The following is a 16,888-nucleotide window of genomic DNA, read 5'->3' as shown; positions in this document are numbered from 1 at the left end:
TCATATCAACCTACCAGTGTAGCAACCATGACTGCTTTTATGGTGTGCATTCTGTTTTCTGCTTCATCAAATACTTTAGAATATCTACTTTCGAATACTTCATTGGTAACTTCCATCTCTTCAATACCGTATTTTTCATATACCATCTTCCCCATCTCTGTTTTTGTATCGTGAAAAGATGGTAAACAATGCAAAAATATTACATCAGGATTGTTTGTTCTTTTAATTAAGTCCATATTGACTTGATAAGGTGTTAATAAGTTTAAACGTTCCTGTATCTTATCCTCTTCTCCCATGGAGAACCACACGTCTGTGTATATAACATCTGCATTTACAACAGAATCAAGTTTATCAGATATCGTGATTTTTCCACCGTTTTCTTTTGCAACTATTTCCATTTCATCAACTAATGATTTGTTAGGGAAGAGCTCTTTTGGAGAGATTATTACAAAGTCCATGCCCATTTTTGAACCACCTATCATTAAAGCATTGGCCATGTTGTTTCTTCCATCACCTATATATACAAATTTTATCTTTGATAATGGTTTTTCAAAGTTTTCCATAATCGTTAAAAAGTCAGCTAAAACCTGTGTTGGATGATCTTCGTCTGTTAATCCGTTCCATACAGGGACACCTGAATATTTTGCCAATGTTTCTACGGTTTCTTGTTTGAAACCCCTGAATTCTATTCCATCGTAGAATCTCCCTAAAACCCTTGCTGTATCTTCAATAGATTCTTTTTTCCCCATTTGACTGTTGGTTAAAAAAGTAACGTGTGCTCCTTCATCAAAAGCGGCGACTTCAAAAGCACATCTAGTTCTAGTTGAGGTTTTTTCAAATAGAAGTACAATGTTTTTACCATTTAATAAATCTCCTTTTATACCCATCCTTTTTTTTGTTTTAAGATTTTGAGAAAGGTTTAAAAGGTACTTTATTTCTTCTGGCGAAAAATCTTTCAGTGTTAAAAAACTTCTTCCTCTTAAATTTACTGGCATATCTTAAATCTCCTCCTCATACAAATATTTAACCCTCTATAACTTTTTTTAATTGTTCTGGTTCTACCCTGAACTTCGAACCTTTCCCCTGAAAGAAATGATGTTTTTCTATTAAATGAAGAGATAAATCTGTTATAAAAAGTTCTTCATTGTTTCTAAGATTCTTAACCCTTAGATTAACTTTTCTAAAGATTCCATCTTCAAATGGGCAAGGCAAATGTCCTCTTGCTTCATCCGTTTTTACCAACCATTTATTATCAACGGTAATTGGTTCATCAAAAGCTTCTTTCCCCTTTTCAAATAGATATTTTATCCTTTTTATATCGTCATATAGATTGATTTTTAAAGACTGAATATTTTCTTCGTCACTTTCTATAATATCAACAAGAGATCTATCATCATCGCCTAAAAATCCTTCCGCTGTTATTATTCCTGGTTTCATATTTTCCGCGGCTTTTTTTAAATCTTCAGTCATCTTCATATTTAAAACACCTCCTATGGGCGCTTTTTATGCAAATTTATCGTAATAAATTTTTTCTTCTTCGATGCCGTTATCTGTCATTACTTTAACGCAAGCATTTATCATACCTGGACTTCCACATAAATATCCTTCTTTTTGAGTATCTTGGTCCATCTTTTCTTTGAAATACTTTGCTAATACATCCGTTATTAGTCCCACTTCTCCTTTCCAATTATCATCAGGTTGTGGTTCTGATAAAGCTGGTACAAAGTGAAACTTTTCCCACTTTTTCTCCTTTTCTTGGAAAAAGTCAAGATAATAAAGGTCTCTTAAACTTCTTGCTCCAAAGAATAACCAAACGTTTCTGTTGGTTATACCTCTTTCAAACATATCAGATACTATAGATTTAATAGGAGCAAGACCTGAACCACCAGCCACACAAATCATATCTGCATCAGTATCTCTCATATAAAAATCTCCAAAAGGCCCTACCAATTCTATTTCATCGTTTTCTTTTAAATACTGATGAACATAAGTTGTAGCGATACCGCCTGGGACAAGCCTTATAAAAAACTCCACAGAATTTTTCTGACTAGGAGATGAAGATATGGAATAAGCTCTTTGTGTGTATTCTTTAATCTTTTCATAAGGAGGTACAACCAACTGCATGTATTGCCCAGCCTTGAAATCTATCTCATTAGGATCAATTAAATCTATTTTTGCTTCTTTAATGTCGTATGTCATATCTTGAATTTTTGTTACCTTAGCTTTATACCTTTTTGCAGAAAAAAGCTCTTCTGGTATTTCGATAGAAATATCAGATTTAACTTTTATTTGGCAGGAAAGTCGAACGTTATTCTCCATCTCTTCTTTTTCTAAAAGAGGTGCCTCTGTTGGTAAAATTGGTCCAATATCCGATAAAACTTTAACTTTACAAGCACCGCAACTTCCTCTCCCGCCGCAGGCAGAAGGGATAAAAATCCCTTGTTCAGATAATGTAGTTAGAAGTGAAGCCCCTCCATTAACCTTCAAATTTTTCTTTCCACTATTTATATCAATAGTTACTTCTCCATAATTATTTACTATACTATCAACTATTACTATTAAAGCTGATAAAACAGCACTAAGTCCACCTATTAAAAGTGATGCAGTTAAAATTGAATTCATGAATTTTCACCTCACTGTACGTTTAGCATTCCGGAAAATCCCATAAAAGCCATTGCCATAAGTCCTATAGTTATTAAAGTTATTCCTGGCCCTTTCAATGGAGCTGGTACAGGAGAGTTATCAACTTTCTTTCTGATAGAAGCTAATGACACTATCGCAAGCCACCAACCTAAACCTGAACCTAATCCAAATATAATTGATTGCAAGAAGTTATAATTTCTTATTTGCATGAATAAAGCAACACCTAATATCGCACAATTAACTGTTATTAAAGGAAGAAAGATTCCCAAACTCATGTATAAATTTGTAGACATTCTTTCTATAATCATTTCTGAAATTTGAACGATAGCTGCAATAACTATTATAAAAACTATATACCTTAAATATTCTAATCCAAAAGGAAGTAATAAATAATTATAAACCAGCCAGTTAATAGCAGTTGTTATAGTCATAACAAAAGTAACGGCTAATCCCAAACCATTTGAAGAGGTAAAATCTTTCGATACAGAAATAAAAGAACACATTCCCAAAAAATTTGAAAGAAGTATATTACTTGTAAATATAGAAGCAAAGAACAATGAGATTAGTCCAACATCAGGAGCCATTATTTTTTAACCTCCTTTCTGAACATATAACCTTTCAATATCCATATGAAAATAGCTAACATGAAAAATGCACTTGGAGGCATAACCATAATTGTCCAATTTATAAATGTATCAGGTAAAACTTGAAAACCGAAGAGTGTGCCAAAGCCTAATAATTCTCTAACAAATGCAACCATCATAAGAATATACATATAGCCAACACCTGTAGTTATTCCATCCCATAAAGACAATAAAGGAGGATTTGACTGAGCAAATGCCTCAGTTCTTCCCATTATTATACAGTTAGTAATTATAAGACCAACATAAGGACCCAACGCCCTACTTACTTCAGGTACATAAGCTCTTAATACGATATCAACTATTATAACATAAAAAGAGATTATCAAAGTTTGTGCTATCATTCTAACTTTTCTTGGTATAAAAGATTTTAAAAGTGAAACAGTTAAAGCAGATAACCCGGTAACAAAAACTACCCCTATTGTCATAATTGAAGTGTTTATAAGAGTATTAGTAACAGCTAAAGTTGAACAAATTCCTAAAATTTGGATGAAAACAGGGTTATTGTACCACAAATTTTCTTTAGCTATGGAAATCATATCTTTTTGGGCCATCAACTATTCACCCCCAATATTTCTTTTAATTCGGAAATAGTATCGTTTACTATCTTTTCTATCGATTCTGACGTTCTTGTTGCTCCAGTTATGGCATCCACTTTCCCGTTTTCATAATTATAATCTCCGCTACCTTCTCCTCTGACAACTTGTATCTTATTATCGACTAATTTTAATCCGGAAAATTGTTCTTTGAACCATTCTTCTTCAATTCTTCCACCTAAACCTGGCGTTTCGTTTTGAGAGATAAAATCGATTCCAACTATTCTAGATGCATCATCATTCACCGCTAAAACTCCAGTTATTGTTCCCCATAATCCACTTCCTGAAAAGATAGTTGCATATACTTCTTCTCCGTTTATATTTGCTTTATAAATAATTTTATCTTCTATTGTTTCTGTTTCTACCAAAGAATTGTATTTTTGGAAGGCATCATCGTCGTTTTGATAGTCTATTCCCATAGCAGAAAGTATAGCTTTGATTTGAAATAACTCTTGATTTTTAGCAACGGTATCTTTGGTTAATTCATTGGCTACCGCCAAAACAAAAACAAATACAAAAGAAATTATAAAGGTGAATATAATAGTGTAAACTCTTCCTTCTCTTTTCATGCTTTCACCTTCTTTTTAGCAAATGCAGTGTCAAGTAAAGCAGCAAATGTATTTCCCATTAAAACACCAAAACTTGTACCTTCTGGAAAGAGAGAAAAAGATCTGACTAATACGGCAGTAACTCCTATAATTATTCCATAGAACCATTTAGAAGTTTCATTTTTTGGTGCTGTAACAGGATCAGTTGCCATAAATACAGTCACAAAAATCAAACTACCTGACATCAAAAATTCTAAAGGATGCATAGTTTGCTGAATACCTATAATAGAAAAAAATCCGGTTAATATTCCAGCACTTAAAAAAGTTGATAACATAATCTTCCAGCTTGCAGTTTTTGTAAATATTAAATATATCGCTGCAATAATAATTAGAAATATTGGCCCTTCTCCCATAGAACCTGGATGAAGACCAAAAAAAGCGTTGAATAAACCTATACTTTCACCATTAGCTAACGTTTGAAGAGGTGTAGCAGAAGTCATAGTATCAGACATCATTCTTCCAAAATTACCTGGTTGACGCCAAGCTTGAGTCATTATATTTGGAAAGGTAATGTAAATAAAAAGCCTTCCAGCAATGGCGGGATTGAATATATTTCGACCAAATCCTCCGTATACTTCTTTAGCAAACAAAACGCCAAATACAATTCCTATACTTGCAATCCACCAAGGAGTTGCAGGAGGTAAAGATAGAACAAATAAAGTACATGTGACTAAAACTGCTTCGCTGACTTTTCTTTTTTTAGATTTTTCCATAATATATTCAGTTAAAATACCAAAACCATAGACGAAAATTGAAAGAAATAAAAGTCTAACTCCGTACATGTAAAAAGCAAATATGTAAATAGGAATCAGCGAGTACAAAACTTTTCTCATCATAACTTGTTTTTGAAAAAAACCCGATGCCACAGAAACACCCCCTCATTAAAATTTGAAAATTAATATTAATAAACACATTAATATTTTAACATAATCGAACTTATATATCAATAACTATGGGTCGATTTTTTGTGACGATTATTGTCACAGACGGGGTAGTTGCTTTTGATTTACCTTCATAGAAGCAGAATTAGCTTTAATTCCCCTCTCAAGAGGGGAATTTCTATTATATTTACCCCTTCGAGGAAGGGGAATTAAACCACCAGAAAAAACTTGGATGCTTGACTCCTGCTGAGTTCAGAAACCAAGCATCCAAATGTATATAGTTTTTTATTAATTTTTGTTTCTACTTGATATGGGGCAGTTCAATCTGCCCTATTTTTGAAAATTTTTAATTTATTTTTGAAATAAAACGTAAGTCGATAATGGAGGAACACTGACTTCACCTGAAACAGAATCTAAAATTGTTGTTCCGGCATTATTCTCATTTACAACTATATTCCAGCTACCAGCAGGTAGAGATATATTAACAAAATCTTCGGGTTCTCCATTGTATATAACTAATATATTTCGCCAAGAATCTCCATTGGCATGATCTTTTAGAACATATGCAACGGTTTTTCTATATTCTTTTGGAAGTTCCAAAAATTGTAATTTTTCTATAATATCTTCACTATTAGTCATTCTAAAAGCAGGGTGGGTTTTTCTTAATTCTATCATTCCTTTATAATATTCAAATACATCATAAAATTCACTTTTTCTATTCCAGTCATAGATATTTGGTTCTAGAACGTTGTAAGGATTGTCATGTCCATTCTTTGTTCGTGCAAAATCAACTCCACCATGCAAAAAAGGAACTCCTTGCATAGTTAAAATCATTGAGTTTGAAAATTTTTGAGAACGCTTTAATGTTTCTAAAGTTTCAGAATCAATTTCTTCTTCCCATGGTCTTACTCCAAGAGCCAAAGCGTTTTTATCCCATAATGTATGATTGTCATGATTTGAAACATAGTTTATTGTTTCTTGAGGGTCATCAGCCCAAGATCTAATCCTGCTGTTGTACTCTATAGAACCAACAACTCCTCTTTGGATTTTCAACTGCTGACCTACTGCTCCTAATCCAAAACCTTTAACTTGTGCATCAAAAACACTTCCCCTAATGGCATTTCTAACATCGTCATTGAATACTGCAACTTCTAAACCTTTTTGATCTCCTTTTCCAAAAGTTATTGGTCCTCCCCCTGTCCATGGCTCACCGTACAAAAGGATATCAGGAAGAATTATGTGTAACTCTTCAGAAATTGTCTCTACAGTTTCTTTGTCAAATAATCCCAACAAATCAAACCTGAAACCATCTACATGATATTCTTCCACCCAGTATTTTAAGCTATCTACTATGTATTTTCTTACCATAAATCTTTCTGTAGCAATTTCATTACCTACTCCTGAACCATTGGTATATTTAAGTGAATCATCAGTCCTGTAATAAAAATAAGGTACCGTTTGATCAAATGGAGAATTTCTACCAACTTGATAGGTGTGGTTATATACAACATCTAAAATCACACGGATATTGTTATCATGAAAAGTTTGAACAACTTTTTTTACTTCATTGATTCTAACTAAAGGATCGTAAGGGTCACTAGAGTAAATCCCTTCAGGAACGTTATATACCAAAGGATCATATCCCCACCCATATTGTTCTTCGAATTTAGTTTCATCTAAGGATCCTGCGTCTTGAATAGGCATTATATGAACGTGCGTTACACCTAATTCCTTTAAATGGGCAAGACCAGTTTTTACTCCTGATGGAGCAGTTGTATTATCAACTGTCAAACCTAAATACTTTCCTCTATATTGTTCTGGAACTCCGGAACTTTCATCAATAGTGAAGTCTTTGACATGAATTTCATATATAATTGAATCTTCTATATTTTCTAAAGGTGGTCTCTCATCATTTTCCCAACCAAAAGGATCAGTGTCTTTTAAATCTATTATTGCTGATTTTTTTGAGTTTACTGAAACCGCAGTAGAATAAATATCGATAGTTCTTCTTTTCTCTCCATATGATTCAAACTCATATAAATAATATTTTCCTTTAAGATCTTCATCGACTGTTACTTCCCAAACGCCATTTATGTTTTTGCTCATAGGGATAGTTTTATAAGGTTCATCATCATTATATTCATTGAAAAGAAGTAAAGAAGCAGTTGAAGAAACAGGAGACCAAACCTTAAAAGTAGCTTTATTTGGAGTATAACTTACTCCTAAATCATCTCCATAATAATGAAAAATTTCTTGGTCTAATATATTTCTCATAATAACATAATTTTCAGATACGTAACCATCAATCTCCACTTTATATAACTTATCTATATCCTCTGGAGATATTGGTGTGGAGAGTTTTATAGTTATTTTATTGGTTATAGAAAGATCTGTTGGATCCGTTTTATATACATCTTCAATTTCATAACTTGTTTTCTCTTGTCCATCTAAAGTATAAAAATCAACTTTGCCTTCCCATTCTTTAGTGTCAAAGGGTACTGTAAGATCAATTTTAATTTCATCAAATTTATCCATAATAGCAGCAATCACCCTTGGACTTAAATCGAGTGTTTTTGGATCGGTATAGAAATTTTCAACCCCAGATAATACCCATATCTCAGCAACTGCAGTCTCAGGAATAGTCACAAATCTATCAGCGGAAACGTCCTTTTCCCAACTATCTGTTCTTACAATAAAACCTAGTTCTGAATGTTTCTCATCAAATTCTATAATAGCATATTTACCAAAGCTATCTTCTCCTTCAAATAAGTATCTATCTCCTTCTTTTGAAGTGGGTTTACTCGGCCAAATCCATAGGTTCCAAGGATCATAATTTCCGTCTGGCCTGTGATAATGTACTATTAAAACAGTTTCAGCTTCAAAATCTTGAGCTGTCTTTCCTTCCGCAAGACTTTCAAATTCATTATCAACTGATTGTTCTAAACCTTGCGGTAAAACAGGAGTTTTATCATCTTGAGATGCTTCGGCAGAACAACCCAACAACGAAAAAACAAGAATTAACAAAATCAAAAGATATCCTACTCTTTTCATACTTTTCTACCTCCTTAGAAATGTTGTGAAAAAATTATATAATGGAAAGGTTTCCACTTTAAATAAAAAAAATATGATTAGGTTTCTCTTTCTATTAATTTCCCATCAAGTTTAAAATGTTCAACCTTATTTCTTCCATTTAAATAAGATATGAACATTTCATAAGCTATTTCAACCATTTCGCTGATAGGTTGCCTTATAGTTGTTAGTTTGAAAAGTCTGCTAATTGGAAGATTATCTACACCTATTAAAGAGTAGTGTTTTTTTGGAATCATACGTTTTTCTTCTAAAAATTTTTTAATACCGACTCCTAACATATCACAAGTAGCAAAAATTGAAAGATAGTTTCTCGGTTTCTTTTTAATTATTTTTTCGAAAGATTTGTATCCACCATCCCACATTAAATCGCTGTATATTATTTTTACTTCCTTATTATTTTTATCCATAACTTCTAAAAATCCCTCGTCTCTTTTTTTAAAAACAAAAGAGGTAAATTCATTATATAATTCTTTAAAAGTTACCAAATAAAAAGTACTTTTATAGGGAGAATTCTTCAATAAATACTCAGCAGCTTTTCTTCCAATATCATAGTTATCAACATAAACAGAATCAAACCTTTCATCAAAAGAGTCTATTAATATTATTTTATTTGGAGGAATTCTATTTTGAAATATACTTGATACTGAAAAAGAAGAGATAAAAACACCATCAGTCTGATAAACAAGATCTGTATTTTGTTTTATTTTTTCTAAGGAAATTTGATCTATGAGTGGGAAAACAATTAAACGATAATTATGGTTCGATATTCTTTTTTCTAATAAAGAATACATAATACCATAGAATTCATTTCCTATATCTGGAGTAAGAAAAGAGAGTGAATTGATATTTTTTGAAGAAAGAGTTCTAGCGCTAATATTTGGAGTGTACCCCAATTCTTCGATAATTTCTATGACTTTTTCTTTAGTTTTTTCGCTAACTTTATCAGAATTGTTTAAAACCCTTGACACAGTAGCTATACCGACATTAGCAAGCCTGGCTACGTCTTTTATTGTTGGATTTGGATTTCTTTTTTTCTCTTTCATTAGTTAGCACCTCTTAAAAAATCTTATCTGATAATTTTTGTTATTATATCATAAAAAAGATTAAATTAACAAAAATATAAAAATACTATCGTTAGGAATCCCTTTCTAATAGATAGAAAACGTTTCCCTAATTTATATTTTACTTCTTTTCATAAAAAAATACTAATCTTATTATTTCCAATTATGAAGGATTAACAAGGATTATTTTCGATTAGAGAGCGAATTCTTGGATTTTTGAATAGAAAAGAAATCATAAAAGGTTTGCATAACGATATTTCGTGTGATATAATAACAAAGAAGTTGTTATAATTTTCTTTAAAAAATAAGTAGAATAAGCAAAAGGAGGAACAGTATGGGTTTTTTATCTATTTTATTGATAATTATTCACATTATCTTAGCTTTTGGAGTTATATATTTTGCTTTACAAAGAATGCAAAAAAATAGTGAAATAGGTGGTGCATTCGGTGCAGGTGCATCTGCTACTAATTTCGGAAGAGAGAAAGGATTAGATAAAACATCAAAAATTGCTCTAACATTTGGCATCCTTTTTATGATAAACTGTTTTTTGGTGACGTGGATAATAGTCTAGAGGAGGACATAATACTTGAATCCCATAGATCAACTCAAAATAATAGAAAGCAATACCGTCGATTTTATTACAAATAAAGATTTTATAGAAAAAATAAATAATAAAAAAGAATTAAAAGTTAAATTAGGTGTCGATCCATCCAGGCCAGATCTGCATCTAGGGCATGCAGTAGTATTAAAAAAATTAAAACAGTTTCAAAAGTTAGGTCATATGGTATATTTAATAATAGGGGATTTTACCGCTAGAATTGGCGATCCTTCTGGAAGATCTAAAACACGTCCTTTGCTTTCGGAAGATGAAGTCAAAGAAAATTCAAAATCATATGTAGAACAAGCTTTTAAAATACTTGATCCCAAGAAAACAATTGTAAAATATAATAGTGAATGGCTTTCAAAATTATCTTTTGCTGATATAATTAATTTAACTTCAAGATATACAGTTGCTAGAATGTTGGAAAGAGACGATTTTAATAAAAGATTGAAAGATAACCAACCTATAAGCATTTCCGAATTTTTGTATCCACTAGCCCAAGCTTATGATTCTGTAATGATTGAAGCTGATGTAGAAATAGGAGGAACTGATCAACTTTTTAATCTTTTGGTTGGAAGAAAGTTACAAGAAGAGTTTGATCAATCCCCGCAAGTTGTTATTACCATGCCTTTAATTGAAGGAACAGATGGACATTTAAAAATGAGCAAAAGTTATGATAATTATATCGCTTTCAACGATTCACCAAAAGATGTTTATGGTAAAATGATGTCGATACCAGATGATCTTATCATTAAATATATGAAGTATCTTACGGATATTCCCAAAGAAGAAATAAAATCGTATGAAGAAAAAATCAAAAACTCAAAAATCAATCCTAGGGATGTAAAAATGATCTTGGCAGAAGAAATTGTTTCAATGTTGTATAATAAAGAAGAATCAAAAAAAGCTAAAGAAAATTTTATAAAAATATTTCAAAAAAAAGAAATGCCTGAAGATCTTCCTGAGATAGAAGTAAAAGATGGCGAAACAATTTTGGATGTAATTACAAAAACTGGTGTTTTTTCTAGTAACAGTGAAATTAAAAGAGCCATAAATCAAGGAGCCATTAGAATCAATGAAGAAAAAATAAATGATTTTAAAGGTTTATTTGATTTTGAGAACGGATCTATATTGAAAGTAGGAAAAAAGAATTTTTTTAAAATAAAAAAAGTTTAATAAGCTTTGCATTGTTTTTGTAAATATAGTATAATATTATTATAGTTAAAAAATAAGTTTTCTACAGAAGGTTTATTAATAAAACAAAATCATAAAAAGGGGGTAAGGAAGAATGAAAAAAACTTTAGCGTTTGTCGCTATAATGGTTTTAGTAGTATCAGCGTTTTCATTAGGATTTACCGATGTCGGAGAAGATCACTGGGCTTATGACTACGTTATGAAATTAGTAGAAAAAGGAGTTATACCGGTTGATGAACCCACATTTAGAGGTTATGAACCATTAACAAGATCAGATGCAGCAGTTTGGATGTCAAGGTTGGTAACTTACTTGGAAAATTCACCTGAGATTGCTAAAACGAGAGATCTTAATTATTTAGAAGAGAAAGTTAACAACGCTTCAAAAAAGGTCAACACCGTTGAAAGCAATTTGAATGCTTTAAGCGAAGAGTTAAATCAAAACGATCTACTTGCTGACTTACAAGCGACATATTCCGATGTTAAAAAGACCGCTTATAGAGCAAAAAACATAGGAGATTCACTTGAAAAAGATCTTTTAGCTCTTAGTCAAGAAGTTTCTGGCTTGAATGCAAAGGTTTCAAGCATGGAAAGCACATTGAATCAAACAAAACAATTAGCACAAGAAAACAACATGTTCGTAAAAGCTCTTCCTGCTTTGTCAACTAAAGTTGTAGCTATAGAAAGAAAAGTTTCAGATTTAGAAAAAATGGAAAGCACATTAAATCAAACAAAACAATTAGCTGAAGAAAACAACATGTTCATAAAAGCTCTGCCTGCTTTGTCAACTAAAGTTGCAAATTTAGAAAAAAAGGTTAACGCTACTGAGAATAAAGTTGCAGAATTAGAGAAGTTTCGAACTACTATGGCTCAACAACATCTAAATTTAAAATATGACACATACGACAAAATTGATGTTTTAAATAATCAGGTAGACTTAAACGAAGCAAAAATATTAGAACTGAGTCAACAAGTAGAAGCCCAGAATGAAGAAATAGCTAAGGCACAAGATAATACTATGCTATGGTTAGTAGCAGGTTTAGGAGTAGTTTTGGGAGTAGTAGGCATTTTCTTACCATAGTAATCAGTAAAAAAAGATATGTGAAAATAGAATTTTTATTGACAGTTTATAGAAATTTTGTTATAATTAAAAGGATTTATCAAAAAAACAAATTAAAAGTAGGAGGGGGTTTATTAGTATGAAAAAAGCTTTATTATCTTTTTTAGTAGTTTTTGCAACACTGGCTATTTTTGCTCTTGAACCAGTTTATAACGTAAGTGGGACGGCTGGATTCGAACTAATGATTGATGAACAAGGATTGGATATATCATCGGTATTAGTTGATGACAGTTATATAACTATTGATTTTTTAGTAAAACCTTTTGAAGGTTTGACAGCAAGCTTCACCTTTAATCCGTTAGTACCAGGTGTTACTTTGAATAATATTGAATACGAAGAAGAAGCTTGGTTAGTAAGATTTGTACCCGATGTTATTGGTTTAAGTACATACACAATAAATGCGGATTATACTGCAGCGGTTAGCGCCTTAAAGTTATCATTAAAAGATTTTGGAGTGAATTTAGTTCTAGCAGATTTAGTTGCAGGTGATGTTACTCCTCATGCTACTGGTGATTTTGCTATCCCGGAAGGATGGATTTTAGGTGCTAGTTATGATCTTGATGTAAGTGGAGTAAAAGGTTTAGTGGCAGGAGCATATAAGTTTGAAGCAACTAACAATACAAGGCTTTCCGTTGAAGGAAAATTAACTGAAGTTCCTGTTCCTGGTGAATTAACAGCTGGTATGGTATTCGGAATGTTGAATGATGAGAGTGTTTCTCCTGATGCTACCACAGCTTACAGAATAAACGCATCTTATAAATATCCTTTGGAGATGGATCCTGTAACTGTAACTCCTCACGTAGGATTTACATGGCAAGATAACTTGGATGTTGTTTTCGCAGCTGAAGTTGCTGCAGGTTTTTCTGTAGCTGATACACGGTCAGTTACAGCTGGTGCAGATGTGGAATATGCTGCCGGTCCTTTGAGCGTTGAATTAACAGATACATTAACAATTGATTTATTAGAAGATCCTATTCTTTATTCCTTAAGCTTAACTCCAACTGTTGAATATGCTCTGGCTGATTCAAGCTTGGTTGGTGTATCAGTCCCTGTTTCTATAAAAGATTTAACAGATGCCGCAACTACTTTATCCATAACACCTCATGGATATATAACTTATGTACTTGAAGATTATTCAGTTACTATTGATGGAGACGTCTACTATTTCTTTGAAGATGGAGAAGTAGCTGAAAATTCTATTGCATACTTAACAACATTATCATATGCAGTTAATGATTATATGAAAGCAGGTTTCCATGCAGGTAATGAAAAATTAGATGCTGATGGAAACGTAGTTGGTGCAGATACGTTAGCTGATTTGCACTGGTACTTATTCTTTAAGACAGAATTTGAATTCTAAGAAGGATAAGATAAATGAAATTATGAGCTGGCTTATAAAAGCCAGCTTTTTTTAATAATATTTGATAAAAAGTATTTTTAATTTATGTTTATGAAGCGATAAAAAAATCAGGGAAATAATTCCCTGATTTTTTATTTTAAGTAGACTAAGTCTATACCAACATTTTCTAATTTTTCATGTATATTCTCATAACCTCGGAATATATGGTCCACATTAGTTATTACAGTTTCGCCTTCTGCTACAAGCCCTGCGATTAGTAGTGCTGCTGCAGCTCTTAGATCCGTTGCTTCAACTGGGGCTCCAGAAAGTTTATTAACACCTTCTATTATAGCTGTGTTATCTTCCACCCTTATTTTTGCACCCATTCTATTTAGTTCGTCAATATGATAAAATCTACTTTTGAAAACTGTTTCGGTTATAGTCGATCTTCCTGGAACTAAAGATAAAAAGGTTGTTATTTGGGGTTGTAAGTCAGTTGGAAATCCAGGAAAAGGTGAAGTTTCCATGCTTATGTTCTTTAAAATATCAAAGTTAGCTTTAGTAACTGTTACTTCTCTTTTTATATCATCGTATAAGATAGGGCTACCAATATTTTCAAAAATGGAAAATAAACTGTTTAAATGATCTGCGGATACATTTTTTATGGTTAGATTTTCACCTGCTAATTTGCCTAATATTATATATGTACCGGCTTCAATTCTATCAGGGATAATATTATAACTTATTCCAGATAACTTTTTAACGCCTTCTATTTTTAAAATAGAAGAACCCGCTCCAAATATCTTTGCACCCATTCTATTTAAAAAGTTGACTAAATCAGTAACTTCTGGTTCTATAGCACAGTTAGTTATGGTAGTTTTAACTCCTTCAAGTAAACAAGCAGTTGTTAAAACATGCTCTGTTGCACCCACACTTGGGAAAGGTAATGATATATTTATTGAACCCATAATATCTGTTAGTTTACTAGTAACAAAACCATGTTCTATTGTGCTTTCTATTCCTAATCTTCTTAGTCCATCTAAATGAAAATCTACGGGTCGAGCCCCAATAGAACAACCTCCTGGTAGAGCAACTTTTGCAAATCCTTTTCTTAAAGTTAAAGGGCCGTAGACATTGAATGAAGCTCTCATTTTTCTTACTGGTTCATAAGGTATTTCAGAATTAATGTAACCGGAACTCTTTATAATCAGTCTATCTTCTATTCTGTCTATTTTTTTGCCAGAACTTTCTAAGATTTCTATCATTGTTCTAACATCAGCTAAATCAGGAACGTTCTTTAACTCTACATCTTCATCAGTCAATAAAGAAGCTCCCATAATTGGAAGTACTGCGTTTTTTGAGCCGGAAACAGTTAAAACCCCGCTTGCTTTCTGAGGTCCTTTTACGATCATTTTACCTGATGTATCTAAGCCAATACTTTTCAATTTAAGCCCCCCTAAGTAATTATAAAAGAAAGTTCACCAATTTTTATTACCAGTGGGTAATAATTCACCGCTGTAAACCTTTTTTGCTTTTTCTTCAACTGATTTGGAAAAATAAGTAACAGATTTTTTATCCGTATAATTTATTTCACGGTATAATAGATTTTCTCCTTCAACTCGCCAACCTGTTAATATAATACTGTTATTATATATTTCTTGGATTAAAGATTCCATATTTCCCTCACCGTATATCCATGGAAGGGTATAAAAACTTTCACTGTTTAAGAATACTTTATCTCCATCAAAAAAAATATCTACATTTTTTAAATGATTCGAATATGAATAAAACGAACCACCTTTTTGAAGTAAGGATTGAGTGGTTATTCTATCGTCGTTTGATGCAACAACTATAACGGGTGTAACACCACTTGTTTCAAAACCTCGAATCATTCTATAAAGTAATTCGGAAACTAAATAAGGAGAATTTCCTATGAAATCTAAAGGATTTTCAACATTCTGATCTAAAGTTCTAAGGTTCCCAAAAACTACAAAATCAATTCCTAAACTTTTTAGATAGTACCCTAATTCTCTAGAGAATTGTTGAATCATTGAAAAATTTCTGACGCTTCCCAAAGCTAAATAACAAAGCTCAGGATCTATTTCACTTAAATTGAGCATATATCCTATTAATTGATTTTTTTCTAGTTCCGCATTTTTTAAATGATCTAAGGAATGAAAAAATTTTCCTAATATTTTTCCATCTTTTGCTATTATATCGTATATACTGCTAAAAGTAAAGCTAATTATTAACGTTATTAAAATCGTCAGCCAAAATCTTTTCAATGGCATAAGCTACACCATCCTCATCGTTGGTAGGTAAAATATTATTAGACGTATTTTTTACTTCATCCGTAGAGTTTCCCATGGCATAACTATTTTTGGTTAGCTTTAGCATTTCTATATCATTTTCGGAATCTCCAAAGACATAACAATGTTCAATCTCAAAGTTATATAAATCAGAGATTATTTTTAAACTTGTTCCTTTAGAAACGTCAGAAGGTATAAAATCCAAATAAATATCCCATGATTTCATAATATTAAATTTGCCATCAAATTCTTTCTCGGAGAGAAATTTCACTTCGTTAATTTTATGTGGTTCGCCAATAGCCAACAATTTTAATGGAGGATGTTTTGAATTTCTGATTTCTTTTATTAGGTCATCGACTAAAAAATAATCAACGAATGAGTGGACGGCATAATCTTTGATTTCTTTATCATCTTGCTCTGAAATTAATTTATCGTTTATGTATATATGTCGATGGATATCTAATTTTCTTAAAAATTCGACGCATTTAATAGCTAAGTCCTTTTCTATTCCTTTTTCAAAAATTATTCTACCTTCTGGGGAAACAACATATCCCCCGTTGTATGCAGATACTATAACGTATTCTTTTAGAAATGGTAAAAAGTTTTCAATTATATACATCGTTGAAGCGTACATTCTTCCAGTTGATATGATAATAATATGATTTCTTTCTTTGATTTCACGGAGAGCAGATTTAGTTCTACAAGAAATTGTTAAATCTGATTTTAATAGAGTTCCATCCAAATCAAAGATAAATGCTTTTTTCATATTTACCTCCCCGAAAAAAACTTTCTTGGCTTTACTTTAATA

16 protein-coding genes are annotated in these 16,888 nt (G+C 31.8%); 4 read left to right on the top strand and 12 right to left on the bottom strand.

The window, feature by feature from the left end:
* Window positions 1-5: 5 nt before the first annotated feature.
* The 9 genes from argF to PW5551_RS06515 form a co-directional block, all read right to left on the bottom strand.
* Window positions 6-995, bottom strand: a complete 990-nt coding sequence (gene argF, locus PW5551_RS06555) for an ornithine carbamoyltransferase (protein WP_113074989.1) — start codon at window positions 993-995, stop codon at window positions 6-8.
* A 28-nt stretch (window positions 996-1,023) separates the two neighbouring features.
* Window positions 1,024-1,476 carry a hypothetical protein gene (locus PW5551_RS06550; RefSeq protein ID WP_113074988.1) on the bottom strand — a complete coding sequence of 151 codons (453 nt, stop codon included), beginning with the start codon at window positions 1,474-1,476 and terminating at the stop codon, window positions 1,024-1,026.
* A 27-nt stretch (window positions 1,477-1,503) separates the two neighbouring features.
* Complete coding sequence (locus PW5551_RS06545) at window positions 1,504-2,622, bottom strand: NADH:ubiquinone reductase (Na(+)-transporting) subunit F (RefSeq protein ID WP_113074987.1); 1,119 nt, start codon at window positions 2,620-2,622, stop codon at window positions 1,504-1,506.
* A gap of 11 nt (window positions 2,623-2,633) precedes the next feature.
* Window positions 2,634-3,227, bottom strand: a complete 594-nt coding sequence (locus tag PW5551_RS06540; RefSeq protein ID WP_113074986.1) for an electron transport complex protein RnfA — start codon at window positions 3,225-3,227, stop codon at window positions 2,634-2,636.
* Window positions 3,227-3,838: an Rnf-Nqr domain containing protein gene (locus PW5551_RS06535; RefSeq protein WP_199562241.1), complete on the bottom strand. Its 612-nt coding sequence runs from the start codon at window positions 3,836-3,838 to the stop codon at window positions 3,227-3,229. Before PW5551_RS06535 ends, PW5551_RS06540 begins: the two co-directional genes overlap by 1 nt.
* A complete protein-coding gene (locus tag PW5551_RS06530; protein ID WP_113074985.1) occupies window positions 3,838-4,449 on the bottom strand; it encodes an FMN-binding protein in 612 nt (203 codons plus the stop codon). The genes PW5551_RS06535 and PW5551_RS06530 overlap by 1 nt, the downstream gene beginning before the upstream one ends.
* Window positions 4,446-5,324, bottom strand: coding sequence for an RnfABCDGE type electron transport complex subunit D (locus tag PW5551_RS06525; RefSeq protein ID WP_113075010.1), 879 nt, complete (start codon window positions 5,322-5,324; stop codon window positions 4,446-4,448). Before PW5551_RS06525 ends, PW5551_RS06530 begins: the two co-directional genes overlap by 4 nt.
* Window positions 5,325-5,720: 396 nt before the next feature.
* Complete coding sequence (gene pulA, locus PW5551_RS06520) at window positions 5,721-8,420, bottom strand: type I pullulanase (protein ID WP_113074984.1); 2,700 nt, start codon at window positions 8,418-8,420, stop codon at window positions 5,721-5,723.
* 77 nt (window positions 8,421-8,497) lie between these two features.
* Entirely contained in the window at window positions 8,498-9,502 is a 1,005-nt protein-coding gene (locus tag PW5551_RS06515; protein WP_113074983.1) for a LacI family DNA-binding transcriptional regulator, read from the bottom strand.
* Window positions 9,503-9,854: 352 nt separating this feature from the next.
* Here PW5551_RS06515 and secG point away from each other — a divergent pair, with 352 nt between their 5' ends.
* The 4 genes from secG to PW5551_RS06495 all read left to right on the top strand — a co-directional run bounded on the left by secG (window position 9,855) and on the right by PW5551_RS06495 (window position 13,792).
* A complete protein-coding gene (secG, locus tag PW5551_RS06510; RefSeq protein ID WP_113074982.1) occupies window positions 9,855-10,091 on the top strand; it encodes a preprotein translocase subunit SecG in 237 nt (78 codons plus the stop codon).
* 15 nt (window positions 10,092-10,106) lie between these two features.
* Window positions 10,107-11,297, top strand: coding sequence for a tyrosine--tRNA ligase (tyrS, locus tag PW5551_RS06505; RefSeq protein ID WP_113074981.1), 1,191 nt, complete (start codon window positions 10,107-10,109; stop codon window positions 11,295-11,297).
* A 112-nt stretch (window positions 11,298-11,409) separates the two neighbouring features.
* Entirely contained in the window at window positions 11,410-12,393 is a 984-nt protein-coding gene (locus PW5551_RS06500; RefSeq protein WP_113074980.1) for an S-layer homology domain-containing protein, read from the top strand.
* A 118-nt stretch (window positions 12,394-12,511) separates the two neighbouring features.
* On the top strand, window positions 12,512-13,792 hold the full coding sequence (locus PW5551_RS06495) for a hypothetical protein (RefSeq protein ID WP_113074979.1): 1,281 nt from the start codon (window positions 12,512-12,514) through the stop codon (window positions 13,790-13,792).
* A gap of 131 nt (window positions 13,793-13,923) precedes the next feature.
* Here the strand turns inward: PW5551_RS06495 and murA are convergent, their stop codons facing one another.
* Genes murA through PW5551_RS06480 form a run of 3 tightly spaced genes read right to left on the bottom strand, consistent with a single transcriptional unit; the run spans window position 13,924 to window position 16,846 of the window.
* Window positions 13,924-15,216 (bottom strand): UDP-N-acetylglucosamine 1-carboxyvinyltransferase, encoded by a 1,293-nt coding sequence (gene murA / locus PW5551_RS06490; protein ID WP_113074978.1) that lies wholly within the window; start codon window positions 15,214-15,216, stop codon window positions 13,924-13,926.
* 33 nt (window positions 15,217-15,249) lie between these two features.
* The gene (locus PW5551_RS06485) at window positions 15,250-16,062 is read right to left on the bottom strand and encodes a hypothetical protein (RefSeq protein ID WP_113074977.1); all 813 of its coding nucleotides are present in this window, start codon (window positions 16,060-16,062) and stop codon (window positions 15,250-15,252) included.
* A complete protein-coding gene (locus tag PW5551_RS06480; RefSeq protein WP_113074976.1) occupies window positions 16,013-16,846 on the bottom strand; it encodes a Cof-type HAD-IIB family hydrolase in 834 nt (277 codons plus the stop codon). Before PW5551_RS06480 ends, PW5551_RS06485 begins: the two co-directional genes overlap by 50 nt.
* Window positions 16,847-16,888 lie beyond the last annotated feature (42 nt).

This window comes from Petrotoga sp. 9PW.55.5.1, assembly GCF_003265365.1.
In the GTDB taxonomy this organism is placed as follows: domain Bacteria; phylum Thermotogota; class Thermotogae; order Petrotogales; family Petrotogaceae; genus Petrotoga.
The sequence above is the reverse complement of the archived record's forward strand: the minus strand, read 5'-3'. Positions and strand labels throughout refer to the sequence as shown.

Excerpts from the sequence above, each read along its gene's own strand:
- PW5551_RS06525 (WP_113075010.1), bottom strand. The coding sequence starts at position 5,324 with ATGATGAGAAAAGTTTTGTACTCGCTGATTCCTATTTACATATTTGCT.
- PW5551_RS06545 (WP_113074987.1), bottom strand. The coding sequence starts at position 2,622 with ATGAATTCAATTTTAACTGCATCACTTTTAATAGGTGGACTTAGTGCT.
- PW5551_RS06515 (WP_113074983.1), bottom strand. The coding sequence starts at position 9,502 with ATGAAAGAGAAAAAAAGAAATCCAAATCCAACAATAAAAGACGTAGCC.
- secG (WP_113074982.1), top strand. The coding sequence starts at position 9,855 with ATGGGTTTTTTATCTATTTTATTGATAATTATTCACATTATCTTAGCT.
- PW5551_RS06485 (WP_113074977.1), bottom strand. The coding sequence starts at position 16,062 with ATGCCATTGAAAAGATTTTGGCTGACGATTTTAATAACGTTAATAATT.
- argF (WP_113074989.1), bottom strand. The coding sequence starts at position 995 with ATGCCAGTAAATTTAAGAGGAAGAAGTTTTTTAACACTGAAAGATTTT.
- PW5551_RS06500 (WP_113074980.1), top strand. The coding sequence starts at position 11,410 with ATGAAAAAAACTTTAGCGTTTGTCGCTATAATGGTTTTAGTAGTATCA.
- PW5551_RS06550 (WP_113074988.1), bottom strand. The coding sequence starts at position 1,476 with ATGAAGATGACTGAAGATTTAAAAAAAGCCGCGGAAAATATGAAACCA.
- PW5551_RS06480 (WP_113074976.1), bottom strand. The coding sequence starts at position 16,846 with ATGAAAAAAGCATTTATCTTTGATTTGGATGGAACTCTATTAAAATCA.
- PW5551_RS06540 (WP_113074986.1), bottom strand. The coding sequence starts at position 3,227 with ATGGCTCCTGATGTTGGACTAATCTCATTGTTCTTTGCTTCTATATTT.
- pulA (WP_113074984.1), bottom strand. The coding sequence starts at position 8,420 with ATGAAAAGAGTAGGATATCTTTTGATTTTGTTAATTCTTGTTTTTTCG.
- PW5551_RS06495 (WP_113074979.1), top strand. The coding sequence starts at position 12,512 with ATGAAAAAAGCTTTATTATCTTTTTTAGTAGTTTTTGCAACACTGGCT.
- PW5551_RS06530 (WP_113074985.1), bottom strand. The coding sequence starts at position 4,449 with ATGAAAAGAGAAGGAAGAGTTTACACTATTATATTCACCTTTATAATT.
- PW5551_RS06535 (WP_199562241.1), bottom strand. The coding sequence starts at position 3,838 with ATGGCCCAAAAAGATATGATTTCCATAGCTAAAGAAAATTTGTGGTAC.